This window comes from Capsulimonas sp., from assembly GCF_039929585.1.
Lineage (GTDB): Bacteria > Armatimonadota > Armatimonadia > Armatimonadales > Capsulimonadaceae > Capsulimonas.
Window position 1 is genome coordinate 1 of sequence record NZ_JBDSQY010000217.1, and the last position, 20,899, is coordinate 20,899.

At 58.7% G+C, this 20,899-nt stretch carries 24 protein-coding genes; 3 read left to right on the plus strand and 21 right to left on the minus strand.

The features are described 5' to 3' along the window. From ABIZ35_RS15860 to greA, 3 genes are all read right to left on the minus strand, one after another. Positions 1 to 419: PaaI family thioesterase (locus ABIZ35_RS15860; RefSeq protein ID WP_348220895.1), on the minus strand; the 419-nt coding region annotated here is incomplete at its 3' end. Beyond that, the gene (locus ABIZ35_RS15865) at positions 416 to 1,132 is read right to left on the minus strand and encodes an endonuclease III (protein ID WP_348220896.1); all 717 of its coding nucleotides are present in this window, start codon (positions 1,130 to 1,132) and stop codon (positions 416 to 418) included. The genes ABIZ35_RS15860 and ABIZ35_RS15865, both read right to left, overlap by 4 nt. Before the next feature lie 72 nt (positions 1,133 to 1,204). After that, positions 1,205 to 1,675 (minus strand): transcription elongation factor GreA, encoded by a 471-nt coding sequence (greA, locus tag ABIZ35_RS15870; protein ID WP_348220897.1) that lies wholly within the window; start codon positions 1,673 to 1,675, stop codon positions 1,205 to 1,207. Positions 1,676 to 1,880: 205 nt separating this feature from the next. Between greA and ABIZ35_RS15875 the strand changes: the two genes are divergently transcribed. Next, complete coding sequence (locus ABIZ35_RS15875; protein ID WP_348220898.1) at positions 1,881 to 2,120, plus strand: hypothetical protein; 240 nt, start codon at positions 1,881 to 1,883, stop codon at positions 2,118 to 2,120. 168 nt (positions 2,121 to 2,288) lie between these two features. Here ABIZ35_RS15875 and ABIZ35_RS15880 read toward each other — a convergent pair whose 3' ends face one another. Both ABIZ35_RS15880 and ABIZ35_RS15885 read right to left on the minus strand, forming a co-directional pair. Beyond that, positions 2,289 to 2,975, minus strand: a complete 687-nt coding sequence (locus ABIZ35_RS15880; protein ID WP_348220899.1) for a sugar transferase — start codon at positions 2,973 to 2,975, stop codon at positions 2,289 to 2,291. A gap of 290 nt (positions 2,976 to 3,265) precedes the next feature. Beyond that, the gene (locus ABIZ35_RS15885; RefSeq protein ID WP_348220900.1) at positions 3,266 to 3,619 is read right to left on the minus strand and encodes a VOC family protein; all 354 of its coding nucleotides are present in this window, start codon (positions 3,617 to 3,619) and stop codon (positions 3,266 to 3,268) included. A gap of 179 nt (positions 3,620 to 3,798) precedes the next feature. On the opposite strand from ABIZ35_RS15885, the gene ABIZ35_RS15890 reads away from it, so the two are divergent. Next, entirely contained in the window at positions 3,799 to 4,308 is a 510-nt protein-coding gene (locus ABIZ35_RS15890; protein WP_348220901.1) for a MerR family transcriptional regulator, read from the plus strand. Positions 4,309 to 4,337: 29 nt separating this feature from the next. Beyond that, positions 4,338 to 5,387, plus strand: coding sequence for an NAD(P)-dependent alcohol dehydrogenase (locus ABIZ35_RS15895; RefSeq protein ID WP_348220902.1), 1,050 nt, complete (start codon positions 4,338 to 4,340; stop codon positions 5,385 to 5,387). Positions 5,388 to 5,507: 120 nt separating this feature from the next. Here ABIZ35_RS15895 and ABIZ35_RS15900 read toward each other — a convergent pair whose 3' ends face one another. From ABIZ35_RS15900 to ABIZ35_RS15975, 16 genes are all read right to left on the minus strand, one after another. After that, a complete protein-coding gene (locus ABIZ35_RS15900) occupies positions 5,508 to 6,863 on the minus strand; it encodes an ABA4-like family protein (protein ID WP_348220903.1) in 1,356 nt (451 codons plus the stop codon). Between the two features lie 30 nt (positions 6,864 to 6,893). Further along, positions 6,894 to 7,352 carry a MarR family transcriptional regulator gene (locus ABIZ35_RS15905; RefSeq protein WP_348220904.1) on the minus strand — a complete coding sequence of 153 codons (459 nt, stop codon included), beginning with the start codon at positions 7,350 to 7,352 and terminating at the stop codon, positions 6,894 to 6,896. A gap of 409 nt (positions 7,353 to 7,761) precedes the next feature. Next, on the minus strand, positions 7,762 to 7,989 hold the full coding sequence (locus tag ABIZ35_RS15910) for an addiction module protein (RefSeq protein ID WP_348220905.1): 228 nt from the start codon (positions 7,987 to 7,989) through the stop codon (positions 7,762 to 7,764). 91 nt (positions 7,990 to 8,080) lie between these two features. Further along, positions 8,081 to 8,521 (minus strand): VOC family protein, encoded by a 441-nt coding sequence (locus tag ABIZ35_RS15915; protein WP_348220906.1) that lies wholly within the window; start codon positions 8,519 to 8,521, stop codon positions 8,081 to 8,083. Next, a complete protein-coding gene (locus ABIZ35_RS15920; RefSeq protein ID WP_348220907.1) occupies positions 8,518 to 8,826 on the minus strand; it encodes a hypothetical protein in 309 nt (102 codons plus the stop codon). Before ABIZ35_RS15920 ends, ABIZ35_RS15915 begins: the two co-directional genes overlap by 4 nt. Beyond that, entirely contained in the window at positions 8,796 to 9,446 is a 651-nt protein-coding gene (locus ABIZ35_RS15925) for a DUF3226 domain-containing protein (protein WP_348220908.1), read from the minus strand. The genes ABIZ35_RS15920 and ABIZ35_RS15925 overlap by 31 nt, the downstream gene beginning before the upstream one ends. Further along, positions 9,443 to 10,597 carry an AAA family ATPase gene (locus ABIZ35_RS15930; protein WP_348220909.1) on the minus strand — a complete coding sequence of 385 codons (1,155 nt, stop codon included), beginning with the start codon at positions 10,595 to 10,597 and terminating at the stop codon, positions 9,443 to 9,445. The genes ABIZ35_RS15925 and ABIZ35_RS15930 overlap by 4 nt, the downstream gene beginning before the upstream one ends. 143 nt (positions 10,598 to 10,740) lie before the next feature. Further along, the gene (gene ppdK / locus ABIZ35_RS15935; RefSeq protein ID WP_348220910.1) at positions 10,741 to 13,419 is read right to left on the minus strand and encodes a pyruvate, phosphate dikinase; all 2,679 of its coding nucleotides are present in this window, start codon (positions 13,417 to 13,419) and stop codon (positions 10,741 to 10,743) included. Between the two features lie 199 nt (positions 13,420 to 13,618). Beyond that, the gene (locus ABIZ35_RS15940; RefSeq protein ID WP_348220911.1) at positions 13,619 to 14,275 is read right to left on the minus strand and encodes a hypothetical protein; all 657 of its coding nucleotides are present in this window, start codon (positions 14,273 to 14,275) and stop codon (positions 13,619 to 13,621) included. A 101-nt stretch (positions 14,276 to 14,376) separates the two neighbouring features. After that, positions 14,377 to 15,039 (minus strand): BsuPI-related putative proteinase inhibitor, encoded by a 663-nt coding sequence (locus tag ABIZ35_RS15945; RefSeq protein ID WP_348220912.1) that lies wholly within the window; start codon positions 15,037 to 15,039, stop codon positions 14,377 to 14,379. 40 nt (positions 15,040 to 15,079) lie between these two features. Further along, positions 15,080 to 16,237 carry a nucleoside triphosphate pyrophosphohydrolase gene (gene mazG, locus ABIZ35_RS15950; RefSeq protein WP_348220913.1) on the minus strand — a complete coding sequence of 386 codons (1,158 nt, stop codon included), beginning with the start codon at positions 16,235 to 16,237 and terminating at the stop codon, positions 15,080 to 15,082. Next, positions 16,234 to 17,388 (minus strand): peptidyl-prolyl cis-trans isomerase, encoded by a 1,155-nt coding sequence (locus ABIZ35_RS15955; RefSeq protein WP_348220914.1) that lies wholly within the window; start codon positions 17,386 to 17,388, stop codon positions 16,234 to 16,236. Before ABIZ35_RS15955 ends, mazG begins: the two co-directional genes overlap by 4 nt. A 74-nt stretch (positions 17,389 to 17,462) precedes the next feature. After that, on the minus strand, positions 17,463 to 18,470 hold the full coding sequence (locus ABIZ35_RS15960) for a hypothetical protein (protein WP_348220915.1): 1,008 nt from the start codon (positions 18,468 to 18,470) through the stop codon (positions 17,463 to 17,465). 15 nt (positions 18,471 to 18,485) lie between these two features. Beyond that, on the minus strand, positions 18,486 to 19,406 hold the full coding sequence (locus tag ABIZ35_RS15965) for a hypothetical protein (RefSeq protein WP_348220916.1): 921 nt from the start codon (positions 19,404 to 19,406) through the stop codon (positions 18,486 to 18,488). Continuing rightward, positions 19,373 to 19,951: a hypothetical protein gene (locus tag ABIZ35_RS15970; RefSeq protein ID WP_348220917.1), complete on the minus strand. Its 579-nt coding sequence runs from the start codon at positions 19,949 to 19,951 to the stop codon at positions 19,373 to 19,375. Before ABIZ35_RS15970 ends, ABIZ35_RS15965 begins: the two co-directional genes overlap by 34 nt. A gap of 122 nt (positions 19,952 to 20,073) precedes the next feature. Beyond that, entirely contained in the window at positions 20,074 to 20,871 is a 798-nt protein-coding gene (locus ABIZ35_RS15975; RefSeq protein WP_348220918.1) for a GNAT family N-acetyltransferase, read from the minus strand. Between the last annotated feature and the right edge of the window lie 28 nt (positions 20,872 to 20,899).

Here is a 20,899-nt window from a genome sequence, read left to right on the forward strand (position 1 = left end):
CCGCGCGCGATCACTCCCCCGGTCGCTTCGTCGATAACTTCTCCCACGCAGAGGATCAGTCTTGGCCGGACGCTTTCAATATGGCCGCGAACGATGAGCGCCTGGCCGGTGGGCGCAGGCTGAACGAGCCGAGTTGTCAATTCCGCCGTGACCCAGTCCAAACCGTGACGCTCCAAAGCGGCGCGCGAAAGGACTTCATCGAGCAGTAGGGCCAGGATCCCGCCGTGCACCCGGCCGACCCAGCCCTGATGCTGGGCTTGCGGAATAAAGCGCGTACTGTAAGTATCCCCATCCCAGCCGAAAATCAAATGCAAACCGATCGGATTTTCCGAGCCGCACCCAAAACACATTCCATCATCGCGCAGCAGAGACGAGCCGTCCGCCATCGGAGTGGAAGACGCGGTCAGTCCGTCGCTCATGCCGCCTCCTTGAGCTTTTCCGCGCGATACCAATCACACACGGTCCGGACAGGGCATATCGCGCACTCTGGGCTGCGCGCGTGGCAGATGCGCCGGCCATGCTCGATCAAATGGACATGAAAGGAATAGACCTGATCGTCTTGGAGCAGAGCCTGCAAGGCGTCATGCGCCTGATCGGCGGTGGTCTTCGGTCCAATCAAACCCAGGCGTCCCGAGACCCGATGGACATGCGTGTCGACCGCAAGAACGGGACGTCCTAGATTGAACATCAGAAGACAGGCCGCCGTTTTGGGGCCAACGCCGGGAAAGGATCGGAGAAACTGCCGGATATCGTCGTCCGCCCAGGAGCGCAGATGATCGAGGCTTGTGCTTCCGGTCCGTTCATGAATGTCCTGCAGCACATTTTGGATGCGGATGGACTTTGTGTCGGCGAGCCCTCCGCAGCGGATCGCGTCGGCGACGCGGGTAACGTTCGCTGTGCGCACCGTATCCCATCCGCCCGGAAAGGCCGCGCAAAGCGAGGCGTAAGCGCGGCCGGAATTCAAATCGCTGGTGTTCTGTGAGAGAATGGTGGCGACAAGCGCGCCGCAAAGGTCGCGGCTGTAGTTCTCGGCCTTCCAAACACGGGGACCATATGCCTGCGTCAGCATCTCCTCGATCCGCGCCGCCTTGGCTCGCAGCTTCTCTTGCTCTGCACTCTCCACAGGCGCCATTATATCATAACGGCCGGTGCAATGCAAGCAATTTCGCGGGCCGACGCAAGCAGCCGCAAGACTAATCGCATCCTAAGAAAGCTCGATGATCTCGTAGATGGCGACACCGGCGGGAGTCTGTACTTCCACCTTTTCACCAACCTTATGGCCAAGCAGCGCCTTGCCGACAGGAGAGGTGTTGGAGATCTTGTCGGTGGCGGGGTCCGCCTCCATGACGCCGACGATCTGATATTCGATATCCTCATCGAACTCTTCATCGTGGACTTTGACATGGGAGCCAAGCTGAACGACATCGTTGCCGACCTCATAGGCGACGATCCTCCCGCGATCAAGAATACGCTTCAGATTGATGATCTTGCTTTCCAGCAATCCCTGCTGTCGCTTGGCGTCATGATAGTCGAAGTTTTCCCGGAGGTCGCCCAGGGACCGAGCGGTGCTGATACGCTCCGCGATCACGCGGCGCTCGGTCGTTTGCAGCCGCAGCAGCTCCTTTTCCAGTTCTTGATATTTGGCCTGAGTTAAAACAATCTCGTCGTCTGGCATGTTCCGGATAATCGCTTTCCTGCAGTTCAAATTGCGCACTGTTGAGCTGTTTTAGTATTCGAATAATATACCACAGCGCCTTGGCGGTGTCAACGACGCGACGCCGTCTTCAGCGAGAATGAAGACGGTTTGAAAATTAATAACAGAGTGTCAGCAAGCAAGCAGGTTTGGCACGGTTTGTGCACTATGATGTAACGAGACAGTTATGGAGGAGTCAGTGCGGAACGCCTACATCAAATTTTTGTCGAACGAGGACAGCGTGCTTGGGTTTTATGAGCTTGTTACTCATTCACAAGTAACGCGTCTTTCCAACGACATCTACTGCGTGCCGTGGTCCAGCCTCGCGATCCTTGATTCGCGTCAGGTCGAGTATTCGTTCGCAACCGAGGAAGACCTCACGAATGCGCATCCGATCTGGGGTTTTGCGGCCGCCAAAACACGTTAGAACAAGCAATACTCATCACCTATTAAAATATCGGCCCCGGCGCAACGCGCCGGGGCCGATATTTGTTTTTCACCACGCCGGAGTTTGCCCGGTCAAACAAAAATACGTCCCTCAACTACCATCAGAGGGTAGCTCAGGGACGTATTCAATCACGTGAGAACGGAACCGTTAGTAAGCGCCGCGTCCGGCGACGACCGCGGGAATCGTCTTCGCCATGATCTCGACATCCAGCAGCACTGAGCGGCGTCGGATGTATTCGAGGTCCAGGTGGATCGCCTGTTCAAAGGACAGATCAGACCGGCCCGAGACTTGCCAGAGACCGGTAAGACCGGGCGTAACCACCAGGCGCTGACGCTCCTTGTCGGAATAAGTCGCGACCTCGACGGGAAGTGCGGGGCGGGGGCCGACGAGCGTCATTTCGCCGCGAAGGACGTTCAGCAGCTGCGGAAGCTCGTCAATCGACGAACGACGGATCAGGCGTCCGACCTTCGTGATGCGGGGATCTTGCTTCATCTTGAACAAAGGGCCGGTCGCTTCATTGTCCACCAGCAGAGCGGCGCGCCGCTCTTCGGAGTCAATGTACATGGAGCGGAACTTGAAAAACGGAAACTCGACTCCATCTTTTCCCACACGCTTCTGGATAAAGAGCACTGGGCCCGGGCTATCCATTTTGATGGCGATTGCAAGCGCCAGAAACAGCGGAAAGAGGAGTATCAGCGAGAGGGTGCAAAGGGTAAGGTCAATCGTGCGGCGCAGGAATTCGTCGATCATCACGACAACAGGCCGGCGGACGCCGGCGGCTGTGACGATCGGTTCTTCAGCGCAATTACGCATTTTCGTAGCAGGTACGCTCACTTGGAACTCCTTTCTCATTTGCACAAAAGGCAAAGGATTTAGCAGGGGACAGCATTGGCTTCATGCGGGTTGGATTCGACTTGCTTCCCACTCCACGCAAGACTTCATAGCCACGCTGTCATTAACAGCAAAATCCATGCCACCTTGTCCGTAAAATTTGGTCTCAAAACGACAATTGCTCTCAATCCGCAATAAAAGTACGCATTTTTTAATGACTGCCACCGATTTAACCGTTTAAACACACTAAAAACCAAGTCTATAAGCGGCAAACAACAATTTTATATAATATTTTACGACTTGTCATAGACCGTTCGCCTGGACGGATAGTAGATCAATTCGACTTGATTGCCGTCGGGATCGTCAATGTAAATGCCGGAGGTTCCGTCCCGATGCTGGTCGATGGGCTTGCCTGCAGCCATCGCCGCCTCGCGCAGCGTTTCCGCCCCCACCCGCACCGCGACATGTGGCGGATGCTGCGTTGGGGTCACCAGCGCCAGCTTCCCCTGCCCCAGCTTCAGGAAGGCCCAGGTGCCGTCCTGATAGAGCACTTCGGCGCCGAAGTGCTCTACATACCATTGTACGGAGGCGGCGATATCACGCGAGGGAATGGCGACGTGATCAAGCTGATGCTCGGGTGTAGTCATAAGAGGTTGCTTTCCGAATCGATGTGGAATGCTTTCTTTATACCCAATGGATCGATTGTGGCCCCAAACGAAAAATTGCCGAAGTTTTATGTTCGTGAGGGTTGACCTAGAGCGCTCTAGGTCCGTCATACTCTTCTATGGATGCTCGCCAAAAGAAATTTGCCGAAAGGATAATCGCCATGCCCAACACCGCTGCACTCGATCTCCCATGCAGATATCTCATCGCTCCCCTTGAGGAGATGACCGTTCAGCAGGTCGTAGATCTCACCAGTCTGAGTGAGCATACGCTGCGCTACTACGAGCGGCTTGGCCTGATTCATCCGGTCCGGCGGGATCCCAGCAGCGGCCACCGGCGATATTCTCAGGCAGATGTCACGCGACTCGAATCCCTCGCCTGCCTCCGAGCGACCGGAATGCCTCTGGCCGAGATGCGCCAGTACTTTGAAGCGATGAACCAGGGCGCGGAGGCGGCTGTCACCGAGCAGAAGGCGCTTCTCACTCAGCATAAAGCTGTCCTTCAAGAGCGTCTGCGCCAGATGCAGCGCAACTTGGAATACCTGGACCATAAAATCGCGTATTGGGACGCCATCGAAACGGGCGATGAGAAAAAGGCGTGCGCCATTGCTTCGTCCCTGCAAGGCTGGATCCGCGCCGACTCCGAACGCGATCATGACACATCCACTAATTAACGGACTCTCACAAACATAAGGAATACAAAATGAGCAACACACTCGCCTACGCGACGCAAAGCGCGACTACCCCAATTACCCCATTCGACTTCGATCGCCGCGACGTTGGTCCAAGCGATGTCAAGATCGAAATTCTTTTCTGCGGCGTCTGTCACTCCGATATCCATCAGGCGCGCAACGAATGGGGCAACTCCATCTTTCCCATGGTCCCCGGTCACGAGATCGTCGGCCGCGTCACCCAGGTCGGCGCGGAAGTCACACAGTTCGCCGTCGGCGATCTGGCGGGCGTCGGCTGCATGGTTGATAGCTGCCGCGAATGCGAGAACTGCAAGGCCGGCGAGGAGCAGTACTGCGAAGGCGGCAAGCTCGTCCTCACCTATAATAGTAAGTTCCCGGATGGAACGATTTCCCAGGGTGGCTACTCCGACAACATCGTGGTGGACGAAGCCTTCACGCTGAAGGTCTCCCCAAAGCTCGATCTCGCCGCAGTCGCCCCCCTGCTCTGCGCGGGCATCACAACCTACTCGCCTCTCAAGCACTGGGACGTGAAGGCGGGTCAAAAGGTCGGCGTCGTCGGCCTGGGCGGCCTCGGCCACATGGCGCTCAAGTTCGCACACGCCTTCGGTGCGCACGTTACGCAGTTCACTACTTCGCCCGGCAAGGAAGAGGACGCGAAGCGTCTCGGCGCGGATGAAGTTGTGCTCACCCGCGATCCCGAAGCGCTCAAAGCGCTGGCGAACTCGTTCGACTTCATCATCGACACCGTCTCCGCCAAGCACGATCTGTCGATGTATCTGAACCTGCTCAAGCTCGACGGCAGCATGGTCCTGGTCGGCGTCCCCACCGAACCCGCAGGCGTCCACGCCTTCGACCTCGCCCTGCGCCGCCGCCGTCTCGCCGGCTCCGCCATCGGCGGCATCAAAGAGACCCAGGAGATGCTGGACTTCTGCGCCGAGCACAACATCGTCAGCGACATCGAGATGATCGATATCCAGGACATCAACGCCGCCTACGACCGAGTTCTGAAGAGCGACGTCAAGTACCGCTTCGTCATCGACATGGCGTCGCTGAAGGCGTAATATCCCCCTCAAAACTAAGGACAGGAAAGAGAACCTCGGCGCTTGCGGCATATGCCGCAAGCGCTTTTTTTACGTCATGACGTCCCATAATCAGCCGTGTGCGCCTTCAAAACTCTCGGTTCACGCCTTCCTTGCAAAGATAGCGATAATTGCAACAAATATTACGCTCACAATCAGAATCCCCCATGCGCCCAGTGTCGCGGTGTCTGGGCGGACAATCGATAGCCCGCGCAGCGCCTGCCAGACAAGCAGACCGATCCCAGCCAGATACCCGCCTCCGATGATTCCGACCAATCGCAGTCGTACCGTCTCGCTCCAACGCGACATGCCGAGCAGCAGAGCCGCCAGCGGCAGCAATTGCAGGGCGTGCAGTCCAACAAAGTGCGCCACGCGCAAATCGCCCGCCAGTGTGCTCCAGCCCAGAAAAGGCAGCCCCGCGCCGCCGTCCAGGGCGCCGACCGTATGCGCTCCCACGACCGGCATCGCATGCAGCGCGGCGGCCATCGCCAGCTGCGTGGAGGTCGGCGCCGTCATGAGAAACCCGACCGCCATTCCCACCGCCGTGAGCGCCGCTCCCAATCGTATCCCCAGAGCGAGCGGGCGATCCGCAATCCGCGTTCGCAGCAGCTGCACGCTGACGACAATCTGCGCGATCCACAATACGGTAATTGAAATTCCCATCACGCCATAAAGAATGCCATCCAGCAAATTCGCTTGATTGAAATGGCTGGTCGTTCCCCGAAGCGCCTGAATTGGGATGATCATCATCTCCAGTCCGACTGTCACTGCGATAACCCACGACAGTACGCGTACGATCCGCGCTCCCTTTGGCAAAAAGCTCATCATCCACGCCAGCGTCGCACTATAAATAGCGACGGAGATCGCAAACTTCAGCGGCTTCAGCCACGCCGGCGCTCCCGTGATCATCCGATGATCGACCAGCATTCCCACCGACGCCGCGCCGATCAGAGCGACGTTGAACCAAAACAGCAGCATCAGCGGCGTATTGGCGCGAAGCGCCTCCAACATCACGCTCCCACTGCGACGAACCTTGCCCGCGCGCCAAAATCGCAGCGCCGCCCGCAGTGTCAGAAACGTCAGCAGCCCCATCGGACCGAACATCAAGGTGAGATACAGAATAGGGCTGACGATCCACGCCGAGATATTCTCGCGCCTTGCCTCTAGAAAGATCCAGCGTCCCACGAAGAGATCGAAGGCAAGAAAATGCACCCACCCGATAAACGCGCCGCTTGATGATCCCAGCAACGCCGCCACGCCCGCCAAGCTCGGGTGCATAATCGCGGGCGCCACCTGCCCCATCCTCGGCAGAAGTAAAGTCGCATACGCCAGCGCCGCCGGCGCGGCGATCCACGGCGACTCCACAATCTTCCCCGTCACACGCCAGTGCGGCGCAAAGATCATCAGCGCCCAAAATGGCATGATCAGCAAACTCGCCAATGAAAACCAATGCTCCATAGTTCGCTCCTATTCTTCACAAAGACGTATTCAATCAATCGGCGCATCGCTCATCAGCCGTAAACGCGCCTCGATCGTCTCCAGCCGCATCCGCGCCTGCTCCAGATCCCCACGCTCAATCCCCATCAGCGCCGCATCCGCCAGCCGGACCGCCGACGGGATCGCCCGCTCCAGCAGCGCGACGCCCTCTTCCGTCAATTTCAAGAAATGCGTCCGCCGGTTCACCCCCGGCATCCGCACGACCAATCCCCGATCCACCAGCCGCGCCGTCAGTACCGTGACCGTCGCCCGCTCGATCAGCAGCGCCTCCGCCAGATCCGACGGCGCGATGCCCACATCATTCACGTCATACATCGCAATTAGCAGCCGGAACTGCGCCTGCGTCAAATCCAATTCGCGAAACGTCCGGTCAAACACCATCGCCATCCGTGTTCCGATGCGCATGAGGGCGGTGCAGACTTCCGAGGTCAAGAGGTCGTCGTGGTTCATAGTTCGTATTATAATAGTTAGTTTTCAAATTATCAACACTCAAATCAATTTTTATGCTAAAAAACCCAGGACCATTCGATCCTGGATTCACATCTCAATTTCTCCGGGAGCTATTCAACCGCTCGATCTATCCAATAATCCGGTTCCCTCTTTGCGTGCGCGACTGCAACCACCCACACGAAGTGAGAGGTTTCGCGATAGTAAAGCGAGTAAGGAAAATTCCTGAGCACCAAGCGACGATAATTTGTTTCCTTGTATCTCGCTCCTAAGTTTGGAAAGTGAGACAATTTCTCGGCGGCTCCAAAAATCTCATCGAACAATGATGTTCCTAAGCCAGCCTGCAATTCGTCATAATAGAAGACAGAAACTTCCAGTTCAGACCGTGCTTCGGAATGAAAACGGACAGGCTTCATTTCAGTTTGGCTTTCAAGTCCGCAAAGACCTGTTCAGCAGGAATACCTGTCTCTTGTCCATTCTCGATTTGTGCCCAACGCCGCTCTAACACGGCTTCTAAATTTGCTTCGTCGCTCTCGTCCAATGGGCTGAGTGTGCCCAGCAGATAGTGAGCGATCGCAGCGCGATCCACCACGGGCAAGTCGCTCAGTTGTACTTTTAGTTGTTCGGCAATAGGAGACATAAGGCGAACTCCGTCTAAAGACTGCATTCTTATTTGAATTATTCTACCAGACTTCGTTCACCAAAACAAGACAAAGCCCAAGCGCCTAATCTTACAGTTCTTCCGCCAGCCCGATAAGAATCCCTTCGGGACCACGGATGTAGCAGAGCCGATACGAGTCCTCGTACTGAACCATTTCGCCAACGAGCTGGGCTCCGCGTTTACAGAGCCTGGCGACTACCTCGTCGATGTCCTCTACATTGAACATGACGCGCAGGTAGCCGAGAGCGTTCACAGGAGCGTTCCGGTGATCGGCGACGACAGGCGGGGTAAGAAATCGCGAGAGTTCGAGGCGGCTGTGGCCATCGGGGGTAACCATCATGGCAATCTCGACGCACTGATTGCCCAGTCCGGTGACGCGCCCGGCCCATTCCCCTTCGATCGTGGCTCGCCCTTCGAGGGTCAGGCCAAGCTCGGTGAAAAAAGAGACGGCCTCATCAAGGGATTCGACCACGATACCGACATTGTGCATTTGTGGTAACTTTTTTGTCATATCCCATCTCCCTTTAATCCATGCGACTTAGGATACGGCTCGACGTACTCCGGCTCTATCCAAATCGAATGCAAATCGCCCCGCTTCGTCCGGTTCCCCTTGTCCGTCATCCACAGTTCCAATTGACCATTCTCATCGAACGCTTCGATCCGAAAGACTTTTCCCAAGCACAGTTCGAAGAAATCGGCGATCTCGCGAGTGACGGGATCGTCATTGTAAAGATATGGAGGGACTTGGACCACGCGGATCTTGTCGCCGATTTTGTAGTCAGCTACTATGCGATCTTGTATAAATCCATCAGCCATTTCTGAAATGCCTTCGCCTGCTCAGTCTCCGTACTGAAATATCGCTTCACAATGGCTTGGCCGATTGGTTTACCAGGTTCTTCCTGCCAGGCAAGCCAAGTGTGCAATCGAGCTTTAGATATTGATTCTTTGAATAACCGTTCGGCTTCAGGAATGTCGTCGATAGCGTTACACGCTCTCGGCCAAAGACTATCCGCTTCCGGTATGAGCATGCGGACAAAGTCTTCCAATTCCCCAGGCAATCGATTATCTGGCATGATCCAAATGCCAATCGTCGGACGCTCAGCCTGAACGACAATAGTTCCTGAAGTTTGTGGCTCAGCAGGCATTTCGTATCCAGCATTTTCAAAAGCGCCACGGATAGAAAGCCAACGCGAGGGAAGATCTTCGTCTGCATCTACAATCACGCCAAACCGTTCCAAGTTACTCGCATCCACACGGGTGTCGATCGAATCACGAAGGCGTTCATAGCCCCCGCCTTCTTCAAGACGAATCTTTCCGACAAGTCGAAAGCGAAGGAACCAGTTTTTCAGCAAAAAGAAATCATCTGCTCCTTCAACGATAAGAATATCGCTCTCAGGCCCCTCTTCTATCTTCAAACTGTCCGAGTTACGTCTCATCGGACCTCTATCTGATCGCGAGTCGCGATGGCTAGACGGCGCTCGTCGAAGATTGTTGGAGCAACAAGACCTTGACGCCTATCCAGGCGAATAAGTATTCCTTCTGAAGAAGCAGAAGTAGTAGAATGCTGAAAAGCTTCTATACACTCCCAGCTATGTGTTGTTGCGAAAACCTGGACGTTCAATTGTTCTGCAACTTTGCGAATTAGCCGCCAGAAATCTGGCATTACACTGTAATGAAGGCCGCTTTCAATTTCGTCAATAAGCAGGACGCCACCGTTCCCAACGGTCGTTAAGCCTAGGATAATGCCAAGTACACGGCTCATCCCTTCACCAAAACTGCGTAGCGGCGCCCGCTCTCCTTCAGTTGATTTTACGAGAGGGACCCGTTGCCCACTTCCGCCTTCTTCGGCGACAAATACCAATCGCTCAATAGAGGGATGTAATATACGCAATGCTTCTAATACAGTTCCCTCGGCAGAAGTTGCAACAACGGCATCCCACATCGTTCCTATCTTCTCGTCTTGAACTCCATGAGGAGTTATATATTCCGAACGACGCATTCCCTTATCGTTCGGTATATCCTTAGAAAGTATGCGACCCAAAATATATTGTCGAACAGGAATAGAACTCCCCTGCCTCACTGTCACATACAGGTCCGGATCATGTGCTCTATCAAGTTGAGCTTCCGCAATGGGACGTAACTCATAATTCTCTTCAGCATCATGCAAAGCAACCATATCAAACCATTCAACATTAACTGTCAATAGTTTTCCTAGAGGTCCCAGTAGAAACGGAGACTGGTATCCGTCTACAAGAGGACGATTATAGAACAAATTCTGAAGTGCTTGTTCTACAGGATGGGAGGGCTGAAAAGCTATCCGGGCGCCGGGATTTCGGCTGCGCATCCAAGCTGTAGGTAATTCATCACGCGATACAAGCAACTTCTGTAGCGTCATTGGAGAAATAAAGCTCGCATACAACTCAATGGCTTCCAACAAAGCGGATTTACCGACATTGTTTTTTCCAGTAATGAGATTCACCTTAGCCAGGTTAGGGATAGACAAACGCTCGAATGCTCGGAAGTTTATGACTTCGAGTGAATTGAGTGCTAGCCCCTCGGCAACTTTATGGTCAATGCTTGACAACATATCAAATCCTATTTACCACGCACAATTTCAAACGGGGAGAAATCAACCAGACAGAGACATTATAGCAGACCTCAAACAGAAAAGCCCAGGGGCCGCAGCTTGCGCTGTGGTCCCTGGGCTTTAGGAGCTAACGTGGCCTAATCTTACCGGTCGCGGTTGCTTCCACCGTCCTTGAGGTTGGCTTGGGCGGCTGCGAGGCGGGCGATCGGGACGCGGTAGGGGCTGCATGAGACGTAGTTCAGGCCGATCTCGTGGCAGAAGGCGATCGAGGAGGGCTCGCCGCCGTGCTCGCCGCAGATGCCGAGCTTGATGTTCGGGCGGACCTTCTTCGCGAGCTCGACGCTGATCTTCATCAGCTGGCCGACGCCCGTCTGGTCGATCGACTCGAAGGGATCGCCAGGAAGGATCTTCTGCTCGATGTACGGCTTCAGGAACTTGTCCGAGTCGTCGCGGCTGAAGCCGAACGTCATCTGGGTCAGGTCGTTGGTTCCGAAGGAGAAGAACTCAGCCTCCTCGGCGATCTGGTCCGACGTCAGCGCGGCGCGCGGGATCTCGATCATCGTGCCGAACATGTAGTCGATGGTCTCGCCGCTCTCTTCCACGACCAGCTTGGCGACGCGCTCCAGGTTGGAGCGAACCGACTTGAGTTCGTTGACGTGGCCGACCAGCGGGATCATGATCTCGGGGTGCGGGTCGGCGCCGTTCTTCTTGGCGGCGATGGCGCCTTCCAGGATGGCGCGGGTCTGCATCTCGACGATGCCCGGGAAGACGATGGACAGGCGGCAGCCGCGAAGTCCCATCATCGGGTTGATCTCGTGCATGCTCTCGACCTGGGCCATCAATTTCTCTTTGGCTTCCAGTTCGGCGGCGTCCGAGCCCGTCGCTTTCAGCGTGGCGACTTCCTCGATCAGCGTTTGCAGGCTCGGAAGGAACTCGTGCAGCGGCGGGTCGATCAGGCGGATCGTGGCCGGGCGGGAGCCCAGGGCCTCGAAGATGCCTCGGAAGTCTTCGCGCTGGAACGGCAGAAGCTCGGCGAGCTTCTCATTGCGCTCTTCTTCGGTGGCGGCCAGGATCATGGCCTGGACGACCGGGCGGCGCTCCTCGGCGAAGAACATGTGCTCGGTGCGGCAGAGGCCGACGCCTTCGGCGCCCAGCTTGATCGCAAGCGCGACGTCTTCGGGCGTATCGGCGTTGGTCCGGATGCCCAGGCGGCGGGTCTCATCGGCCCACTGCAGCAGGATGCCAAACTCGCCGGTCAGCTCGGGATCGACGACTTCCACCTGGCCCTCGATGACTTCGCCAACGGCGCCGTTCAGGGAGATGTAGTCGCCTTCCTTGATCACCTGGCCGCCCTTGGCGACGAACTGGCGATCGGTGACGGTGATGTCGGAGCAGCCTGCAACGGTCGGGATGCCGAAGCCGCGCGCGACAAGCGCCGCGTGGCTGGTCATGCCGCCGCGCTCGGTCAGAACGCCTTCAGCCGCCAGCATGCCCTTGAGGTCATCGGGGGAGGTGTCGGCGCGAACGAGAATGACTTTCTTGCCTTCGCCGCCCTTGCCCAGGTCCGCCGCGCGCTGTGCGTCGAACACGGCGATGCCGGTGGCGGCGCCGGGGCCGGCCGGGAGGCCCTTCGCCAGGACGTTGTACTTGAAGCCGGGCTTGATGACCGGGTGCAGACACTGGTCAAGCAGCTCTGGGTTGATGCGGGCCAGAGCGACTTCCTTCGTGATCAGGCCTTCGTTCACCAGATCAACCGCGATCTTGACTGCGGCGGGGCCGGTGCGCTTGCCGGAGCGGCACTGAAGGATGTACAGCTTGTTGTGCTCGATCGTGAACTCGATGTCCTGCATGTCCTTGTAGTGCTGCTCAAGGCGCTGGCAGATATCGTCGAACTCCTGGTAGATCTCGGGGTTCTGCGTTTTCAGGCCGGAGATCGGCATGGGGGTGCGGACGCCGGCGACGACGTCTTCGCCCTGAGCGTTCATCAGGTACTCGCCGAAGATCTCGTTCGCGCCGTTGCTCGCGTCGCGGGTGAACGCGACGCCCGTGCCGCAGTCTTCGCCCTGGTTGCCGAAGACCATGCTCTGGATGTTGACGGCGGTGCCGAGGTCATCCGAGATCTTCTCACGCTGGCGGTAAAGCTTGGCGCGGTCGTTGAACCAGGACTTGAAGACGGCTTCGACAGCGTCCTCAAGCTGGACGAACGGATCCTGCGGGAAGTCCTTGCCGCTCTGCTCCTTGATGTATGTCTTGTACGTGTCGCACAGGGCCTTGAGATGATCGGCGCTGACGTCCAGATCTTCCGTGACGCCGAGCTCTTTCTTCAGATCGTAGAAGATATGCTCGAAGTCATGCTTGGCAAGTTTGTTGTCGGGGGTGGAGTAAGCGACGTCGCTGAGCATCATTAAGAAGCGGCGGTAGCTGTCGTACACGAAGCGCGCGTTGCCCGTAAGCTTGATCAGAGCCTCGGCCGTCTCATCGTTGAGGCCCAGGTTCAAAACGGTGTCCATCATGCCGGGCATGGAGAACTTGGCGCCGGAACGCACGGAAACCAGCAGCGGGTTCGTCGCATCGCCCAGCTTCTTGCCGGTCTTGGTCTCGACCGCCGCCAGGGCCGTCTTGATCTCGTCCAGCAGTCCTGCGGGGAACTGGCCGTCGCCCTTGTTGTAAGCGATACAAGTATCGGTCGTGATCGTGAAACCGGGAGGGACCGGCAGTCCGATATTGCTCATCTCGGCCAGGTTCGCGCCCTTGCCGCCGAGCTCGTCGCGCATCGTCGCGTTAGCCTCTTCAAACAGCCACACGCGCTTGGTATTCGCCATTCAGTTACTCTCCTATTTTGAAGCTTGTTCGTCGCTTCCGTCTATCGCAAAATTGTCAAAAAGCCGCCGATAAGTATACCTGATGATGCGGTTTGAGGGCAAGGGGGTAGAGTGAAGCGTTAAAACTCTTGCCGCAAAAAAAACGCACGCCTCGCGAAGAAACCCGCAAGGCGTGCGCTACTAGAATTGTGTGTCTGCGCTACTGCAGCGACGGATGACGCACAGGCGCGACGACGTGTGTCGACGGGCTGATGATGATCGTGGTTTCCTCCGACGCGCTGTCCTGGATCGGATCGGCGAGCGGACTGCTGCGGTGCGCCCAGCGGCGGGTCATACCTGCGGAATTCACACGCGCGATGTCCGTCGTGGAAAGAAACTCAGGATTGGAACGCGGATGCAGCGTGTAGACGCCGCTCATGGCTGGCGCCGTCAGCATGTAATCACGATCCAGCAGAGCAAGGATCGCGCTCGGGCGTGGGCCAGCGGCTTCTGCTGGCGCGACACTGACCTGGCCACTCAGCAGGCTCCACTGTTCCTGGCCGTGGCCGTCCATCACCGTGATGTCGCGGGCGGAGCCGGCCGGAAACTTGTAGCCGATAGTCGGGTCGGCGCTCTTGGAAGCGCTGTAATCGACTTCGGCGCCGGACGCGGCGTCGGTGACGATCGTCACGCGAACCGGCGTGTTCTTTGGGTGCTTGATCGTCAGCTTCATCGGCTCGGCGAATGTCGGAGCCGAAAGCATCATATCGCTATTGGCGTTTTGTGTGCTGGCGCTATCGGCCATGACCGGCGCCGCCGTCATGGCGGTCAGCAGGCATAATGCGCTAAAAAGGCGCGTAATCGTCTGGGAATCCATAGTACAACTCTCCCTGGTACTATGCTTATTCCCGATTACGCGCCGTCACAACCACTATTTACCAGTATTCTTCCCAGTTTTCATGGCCTCAATTTGTTATTTTACGACTTTGCGGCCACCTGGAATTGCGTCGTCGCCGTCACCGCATAGCGTGCGGGAGTCTGCACTACCATCCCATTCTCGGCGGGAGAACGGGTCGGCATGCCGATATTATTCGGGTCGCGAACGGGGTTGACGAGAATGCCGCCGCGAATGGCCGGCCGGGTCTGCGTGGTCAATCGTCCCGTCAGCGTGTATCTTCCGGGAGGCGCGGGCTTGCCGTCCACCATCCCATTCCACTGGCCCTTGTATGTGGCGCTGTCGCCTGGCTTCAGCACCAGCTTGTCCGTGGACTGTGTGAAGGAAAGGCCCCGAGACCATTCCCACACGACCACTCCTTTGGGATCGCGCAGTTCAAAGTCGTACTTCTGTCCGTTGTTGAAATCGTATTCGACCGGACTGCCCGTGCGGTTGGCGATCGTTAAGGTAATGGGAACGGGAGATCCAGAGACAAAGCGAGGCTTGCTGGTGGCGACGACTGCCGTCTCCCCAAGAGTGGTGGCTTTCAAGGTCGCACCGGGCAGCGGCAGCACGGCTCCGGCCCCGCCGCCCGGACCAACGCCCGTGGAGGCGCCGACGCCCGCAGACGGCGCGCCCTGCGCGGAAATTTGTATGGGAGCCAGCGCGATCAGCGCCAGCGGCATGGCAAAAATAAGATGCTTCATCGAACGATCCTCCGATTCTATTTCTCGGTTCTCCGATGATTTATTGTTCCCTCTTTGCCTGCGCCCAAACCGTTTCCATTTCGTCCAATGAAAGATCCTGCAAACGCCGCCCTTCAGCCTCCGCGTGACGCTCGATATAACGAAAACGATTCGCAAATCGCAGGGTCATGTTACGCAATGCTTCTTCGGGATCGACTTTCAATTGGCGCGCGACGTTAACCAGTGTGAAGAGCAGATCGCCCAGCTCCTCACCGGCGCGCGCCGTATCGCCGATGGCGATCTCCGCGCGCAGTTCCGCGATCTCCTCGTCGACCTTGTCCAGGACTTCCAGTACGGTCGGCCACTCGAACCCGACCTTGACCACGCGCTTGGAGACTTCCAGGGCGCGCATCAGCGCGGGAAGATCCTTGGGGATGCCGTCGAGGATGGAGGTGCGGTCCTCATTGCCTTTTTCCTTGCGCTTGATAGCGTCCCAATTCGTGAGGACATCTTCAGAGTTTGCGACGGAAACGGAGCCGAAGACATGGGGATGTCTCCGGACAAGCTTCTCGACGATCGCCTGGGTGACGTCGTCCACCGAGAACTCGCCGAGTTCGCTCGCCATCTGCGCGTGAAAAACGACTTGCAGCATCAAGTCGCCCAGCTCCTCGCTCAGCTTCTCGGGCGCCCCCGAATCGATCGCCTCCGCGACTTCATAGGCTTCCTCAATGACGTGGCGGCGGATCGTCCGCGATGTCTGCTCCAAGTCCCACGGACAGCCGCCATTGGGATTGCGCAGGCGCGCCATCAGGGCGACTAAAGCGTCGAAACCATAGCGGGGGTCATCCTCGGCGCGGCGCGCCAGGCGGATCACACGGACTGCAATGCCCTCAGCGCGCGCTTGTGTCCAGAGATGAAGGGAGGCGTTTTCATCCAACAAGGGATCGCCGGGAACGGCGTAAACGACGTCGCCCACACGGGCGGCTTCTAAAATGGGGGTAATGATGGCGGACGCCCGCTCATCCGACGCGCCGACCGGGACGGAATCGAAGGCGGCGTCGAACACGACGCCGCCTTCCGGAGATTCCAGCCAGCCAATCGCCGGCAGCGATCGGGTCCGCGCAAACCGGCGGGCGCCGGCCTGACGGAGGGCGTCGAGCGCCCCCAGCGTCAGGCTATCCCGCCGGCCGTCGCCCAGACCGATCACCGTCAGCGTCAATGGGCCGCCTGCGGCGCGGGTGCGCTGGGAGCGGTCATTGGGGCGGAAGCGCCGGGCCGTGGGCCGGTCGGAGCGCTGGGGGGAGCCAAGTTCATCCCGGGAGGCGCCATGGGCGGCGGCGGGGACTTGATTTCCGCGATCAGATCATTGTACTGCTTGGGAACGATCGAGATGGTTGCTTTGGACTGGAAGTCACGCAGCTTTTGCTCCATCTCCTGCTGCCCCGCCGCATTCTGCTGGGCCTTCTGGCTGAGCAGCATGTACTTGATCGAGCTCTTCACCTGATCCACGGGAACGATTTCCAGAGGCTTCTTATCCACGACCTTAACCAGCCACCAGGCGCCCTGGAGTGGGATGGGCTTGGGAACGTCGCCGATCTTCGCGGCGGTGATGGCCGTCACGAGCGGCTTGACCATAGGGTTCGTCGCGTCGTCCAAGTTCACCCACTGAGTGAGATCGCCGTCCACGGGCTGCTTGATCACGGATTTGGCAACGTAGTCCTCAAACGGCTTGCCCTTTTGAATGTCGTCGTAAACGGAGTTTGCGTCCGCTGCGGTCGCCAAGGCAATGCGCTTGATGTGGGCTCGGTTCGGCTTGGTGAACTGATCCTTCTTGTGCAGATCATAGAACGCCTGGATATCGGCATCCGCGATCGTGACGCCTTTCGTCAGAAGGTTGATCTGCGCCAGCTGCGGCTTGATCTGGAATGTCTTCAGATCCTCTTCGGTCAGGCCGGCGGTGGCGAGGGTGTCGTCGAAGCCGCGCACCAGGACTTTATCCGCGGAGGACTTAAAGTTAGCCATCTGCTCGTTGATCTGCGCGTCGGTCGGCGGAACGCCTTCCTGCTTTGCGAGCTGCTCCGTGAGGGTGTTCATGATAAGCTGCTGCAGGACGGTCTTGCCGGCCGGTGCGGAGCTCATTTGCTGGGGGTTGGGCGTGTAGCGCTGCAGCTGAGAATAGAATTCCGCCTGGGTGATCGCTTCGCCGTTGACCGTCGCTACAGCGTCGGTCCCGGTCAGAGTCGGGGCGCCCTTGCTGCTGGCGTCGCCGCCGGCTCCGCCGCCCGTATTACAGCCGGCGAGGAAAACGCCCATGGCGGCCGCGGAGGCGACCAGCGCGGCGCCGCGCCGTTTATTTTGCATCGTGATCATAAAGATCGACTATCTCCTTTAGATGAGGCTCCCAAAAACTTGGGCGCTAGTTGAACAGATTAGACAAGACGGACTTACAAAACGTTGCGGGCGCGCAGGCCAAGGATCAGCTCGACCTCCCCGCGTCCCATCCCCGTGCGCCGGGCGATCTCCGTAGAGTCCGTGACTCCCGATGCAATCATCGAATAAATCGCGGCGTATCGGTCATTCTCGACAGGAGCCGCAGGCGGAGCGTCGGCGACAACCGACTCCGCTTCCTTCACCGGAGGCTCGGGCGCAGCGGCGGATTCGGGAACTGCGGTCGGCGCGGGAGCTTCGACAGGAGCGGCTGGTTCGATGCGCAAAGAACGCAGACCGATCAGCAGTTCGACTTCGCCGCGCGGCAGTCCCGTACGGCGCACGATCTCGATAGGATCGATCACGCCGATCGCCAGCTGCGCCCGAACGAGCGCGGCGCGGCGCTCGGCTTCCATCACCTGCTGATGCAGTGTCGGAGGCTCCGCCGTAATCTCGGGCTTGGCAGCCGCATCCGAGGCGAGAAGATCTTCGGGCGGCGCGCTATCCTGCGCATCCCCCACCCCAATCGGCGCGGCGGCGGGCGAGACGATCTCATCCGCCGCTTTTTTTAGCGTCTTAACGGCGGGCGCGGCAGGCTCCTCCGCAATGACGGGCGACGCAGGTTCTTTCGCGGCAGACGGCGCGGCTGCCTGGGGCGTCACAGCGACTGGCGGCTTGGGCGCGGCCGCGACAATCGGCGTGACGGGCGCTTCCACAGCTGCTGACGAGACAGGCACCGCAGCGACACGGGAGACTTCTGATGGTGCGGTCACACTCGCGACAGACGAAACGAGGGGAGACTGCAGGGCGCGCGCTTCGGCGATGAGCGCCGACAGCCGCTTTTCTTCCTTCGTCACGCGCTCTTCCAAAGCAGCCGTGAGCGCTTCCACGGTTTCCTTCAGCTGATCCACTTCGGCGGATGAGGCGGCGCGCAGGCGCGCCGCCCGGGCCGTGAGGTCGCGCTTCGCCAGCCACCAGACCAGCGCTGTAAAAGCCAGCACCAAAAACTGTACAAATTCCGTCATTACGCTTCGGCCGCCTTACTGCACAGTTTGAATTGTCTTGCCGGTTTCCCGGTCTCGCCCCACGAGCAGCGTCAGCATCTTCGGCGTGGCTCCCGAGGCGAGCGCCTCCGGCTTCAGCCAAACGCGCAACTCCGTCCCATCCGGCTCCAGCGCCAATCGGCTAACGACCGCGACAGGAACGGCGGGAAAGATCCCCACCACCAGCACGCGATCCGGCGTCGTCTTCCCCATCGCCGCCAGCCGGGCTCGCTCCTCGGGATGCGCGGTCGGCGTCGACCGGTCTACCGCGAGACTTCGGCGAATGAGTGGAATACGGCTGACAGCCCCCATTCCGTTCCGCACGACCATGCGTCGAAAGCGCGGCAGGCCGTCGGCGCCGGCCGCAAGGCGCGGCATTTTTGGCGCGCGGGCAAATTTCGGAAGCACCGTCGCGAGCCGTCCCATCCGAGGAACGCTCAGCCCATCCAGCGGCAGCATTCGGCACGCGCCTCCTATCGGCTGGGTCGGCTCCTCGGAAACGCCTAAGGCTCCAAACTGCCACTGGCTGGAACGGGGGGCGAACACCCGAGCGGCGTCCGGCGCGATGGACGCGGCATGTGTGCGGCAGTCGCCATTCCCCAGAGCGCCGTTGCCGCTGATCACCGTGATGACGGCGGCGAGATCGACCCCGCCTCCGCCCGCACGGGCTTCCGGCGTGATATGAGCGAGCACACGCGCTCCCGGACGGCACTCCATCTCTCGAATCCCCTGCGCCGGTTCGGGACCGCGCAGCAGGTCGTTCTCTGAAATGGAGGCGAGGCGCAGCAGGGCGTCCGGCGGAAGATCGCGCACCTGTGTGCGTGCAACCCACTTGCCCATAGCGCGGCGCACAGCCTCCCAAGCCTGGGCGGCGACTGCGGCGCCTAACCTGTCGGAGTCTCGGGCGCTTCTTCCCATAACATCTTTACCGCCGCCTCAACACGGGCCTGCGGCTCCAGCAGATCCATTGTCCGGCCGCAATCGGTCAAAATCCGTGTGATCTCCGCCTTGCGCGTTGCATCGGTCGCGGCGGCGCCTGTCAGCTGAAAACGAATGCGCATCGGCGCGCCGCTTTCCGTCAGCTGCATAAAAAACTCGCCGTCCGCCCCATCCTGCACCGCGCCGTATTCCTTCAAAGGCGCGCCGCGTCCCGGCGCAATCGAAACGATCTTCTGTTTGGAGCCGTCCATCGCCGTCAGCAGATTGGAATCAAAGACCAGGATCAGCTCCGGCTTCTGCTCCAGCCGCCCCACGAGGTTTCCCGCGATGACGTCCGCCTGGATATATTTCTCCAGTACATCGCCATACAATACCCGCTGCAGCTTCGTCGCGCGCACCGGTTCGGTGTATCGAAACTCCAGCGGCAAGCCGAATGCGTCCGTCACCATTGCGCCTCCCATAAAGACGCTGTCGGCCACCGGAAGCGCCAGCACGTACCCGATCGTCAGTTTCGCGGCCGCCATGAGTTTGTTCTACCACCAGGAAAAAGCTTACAGTTCCCCGTAGTGTAGCAAATTGCGGGGGGAGTGTCAAGTCAAACGCGCCATAAACGAAGCTTAATCGAGACCGAAGCACAGCGCCTCGGTCAACTTCGCCACCAAGTCACACCCATCTGACGCTCGACAGGGAGGAAGCCGACGCCTTCATAGATGCGCGCGGCGTGATAGTGCGCGTCGGCGACCATTACCAAAACTTCCGCTCCCATATTTGCCAGGGCGTATTCTGCGGCTTCATAGACCAGAGCGCCGCAGACGCCGATGCGGCGAAACTCGGGATGCGCGCCGACCGCCTGGAAACGGCCGACGCCATCCCGCACGAATAACCCCAGATCACCGACTAATCGGCCGGCCAGGAACGCGCCGAACCAGTTTCCCCACCCGGCGCGGGCCATCGCATGGCGACGCTCCATTTGCCTTGTGGCGTAAACACGCCAGCCTGCCTCCTCGTGCTTGGGGTCGCGGCATGCAATTTTGTTCTGGAGGGCCGCCTCCCATTCCCAATCTTCGGCAAGAGGCCGAACAACGACCTCTTCGTTGTACTTCGCAGGCCGGACGATGACGCGCGCCGTCAGGACGACGGAATCCTCCAGAGTGAACCCAGCCTCCAGAAACGGCGCGATCTCGCCCGTCTCCCCAGCAGTTCCGTCCCACCCGAAGGCCATATGGTTTACTATGGGAGACGCGCCGATTTCCTTCGCAAACAGCGCCCGCCATCGGTCGAAGTCCCCCTCAGCGGGCGGTGCGGCGAAGAGCAGAAAGTTGCCCCAGTAGAAGGACGGATTGGAGGGCGTGCGGATCACGATGTAGTCGCCACGGTCCATCACTTCACCATCGAAGCGAGGAAAGAACAGGTCCGTTCGGTAACCCAGGGATTTGAGGATCATAACGGCATTATACGCCATCTGACGCGAA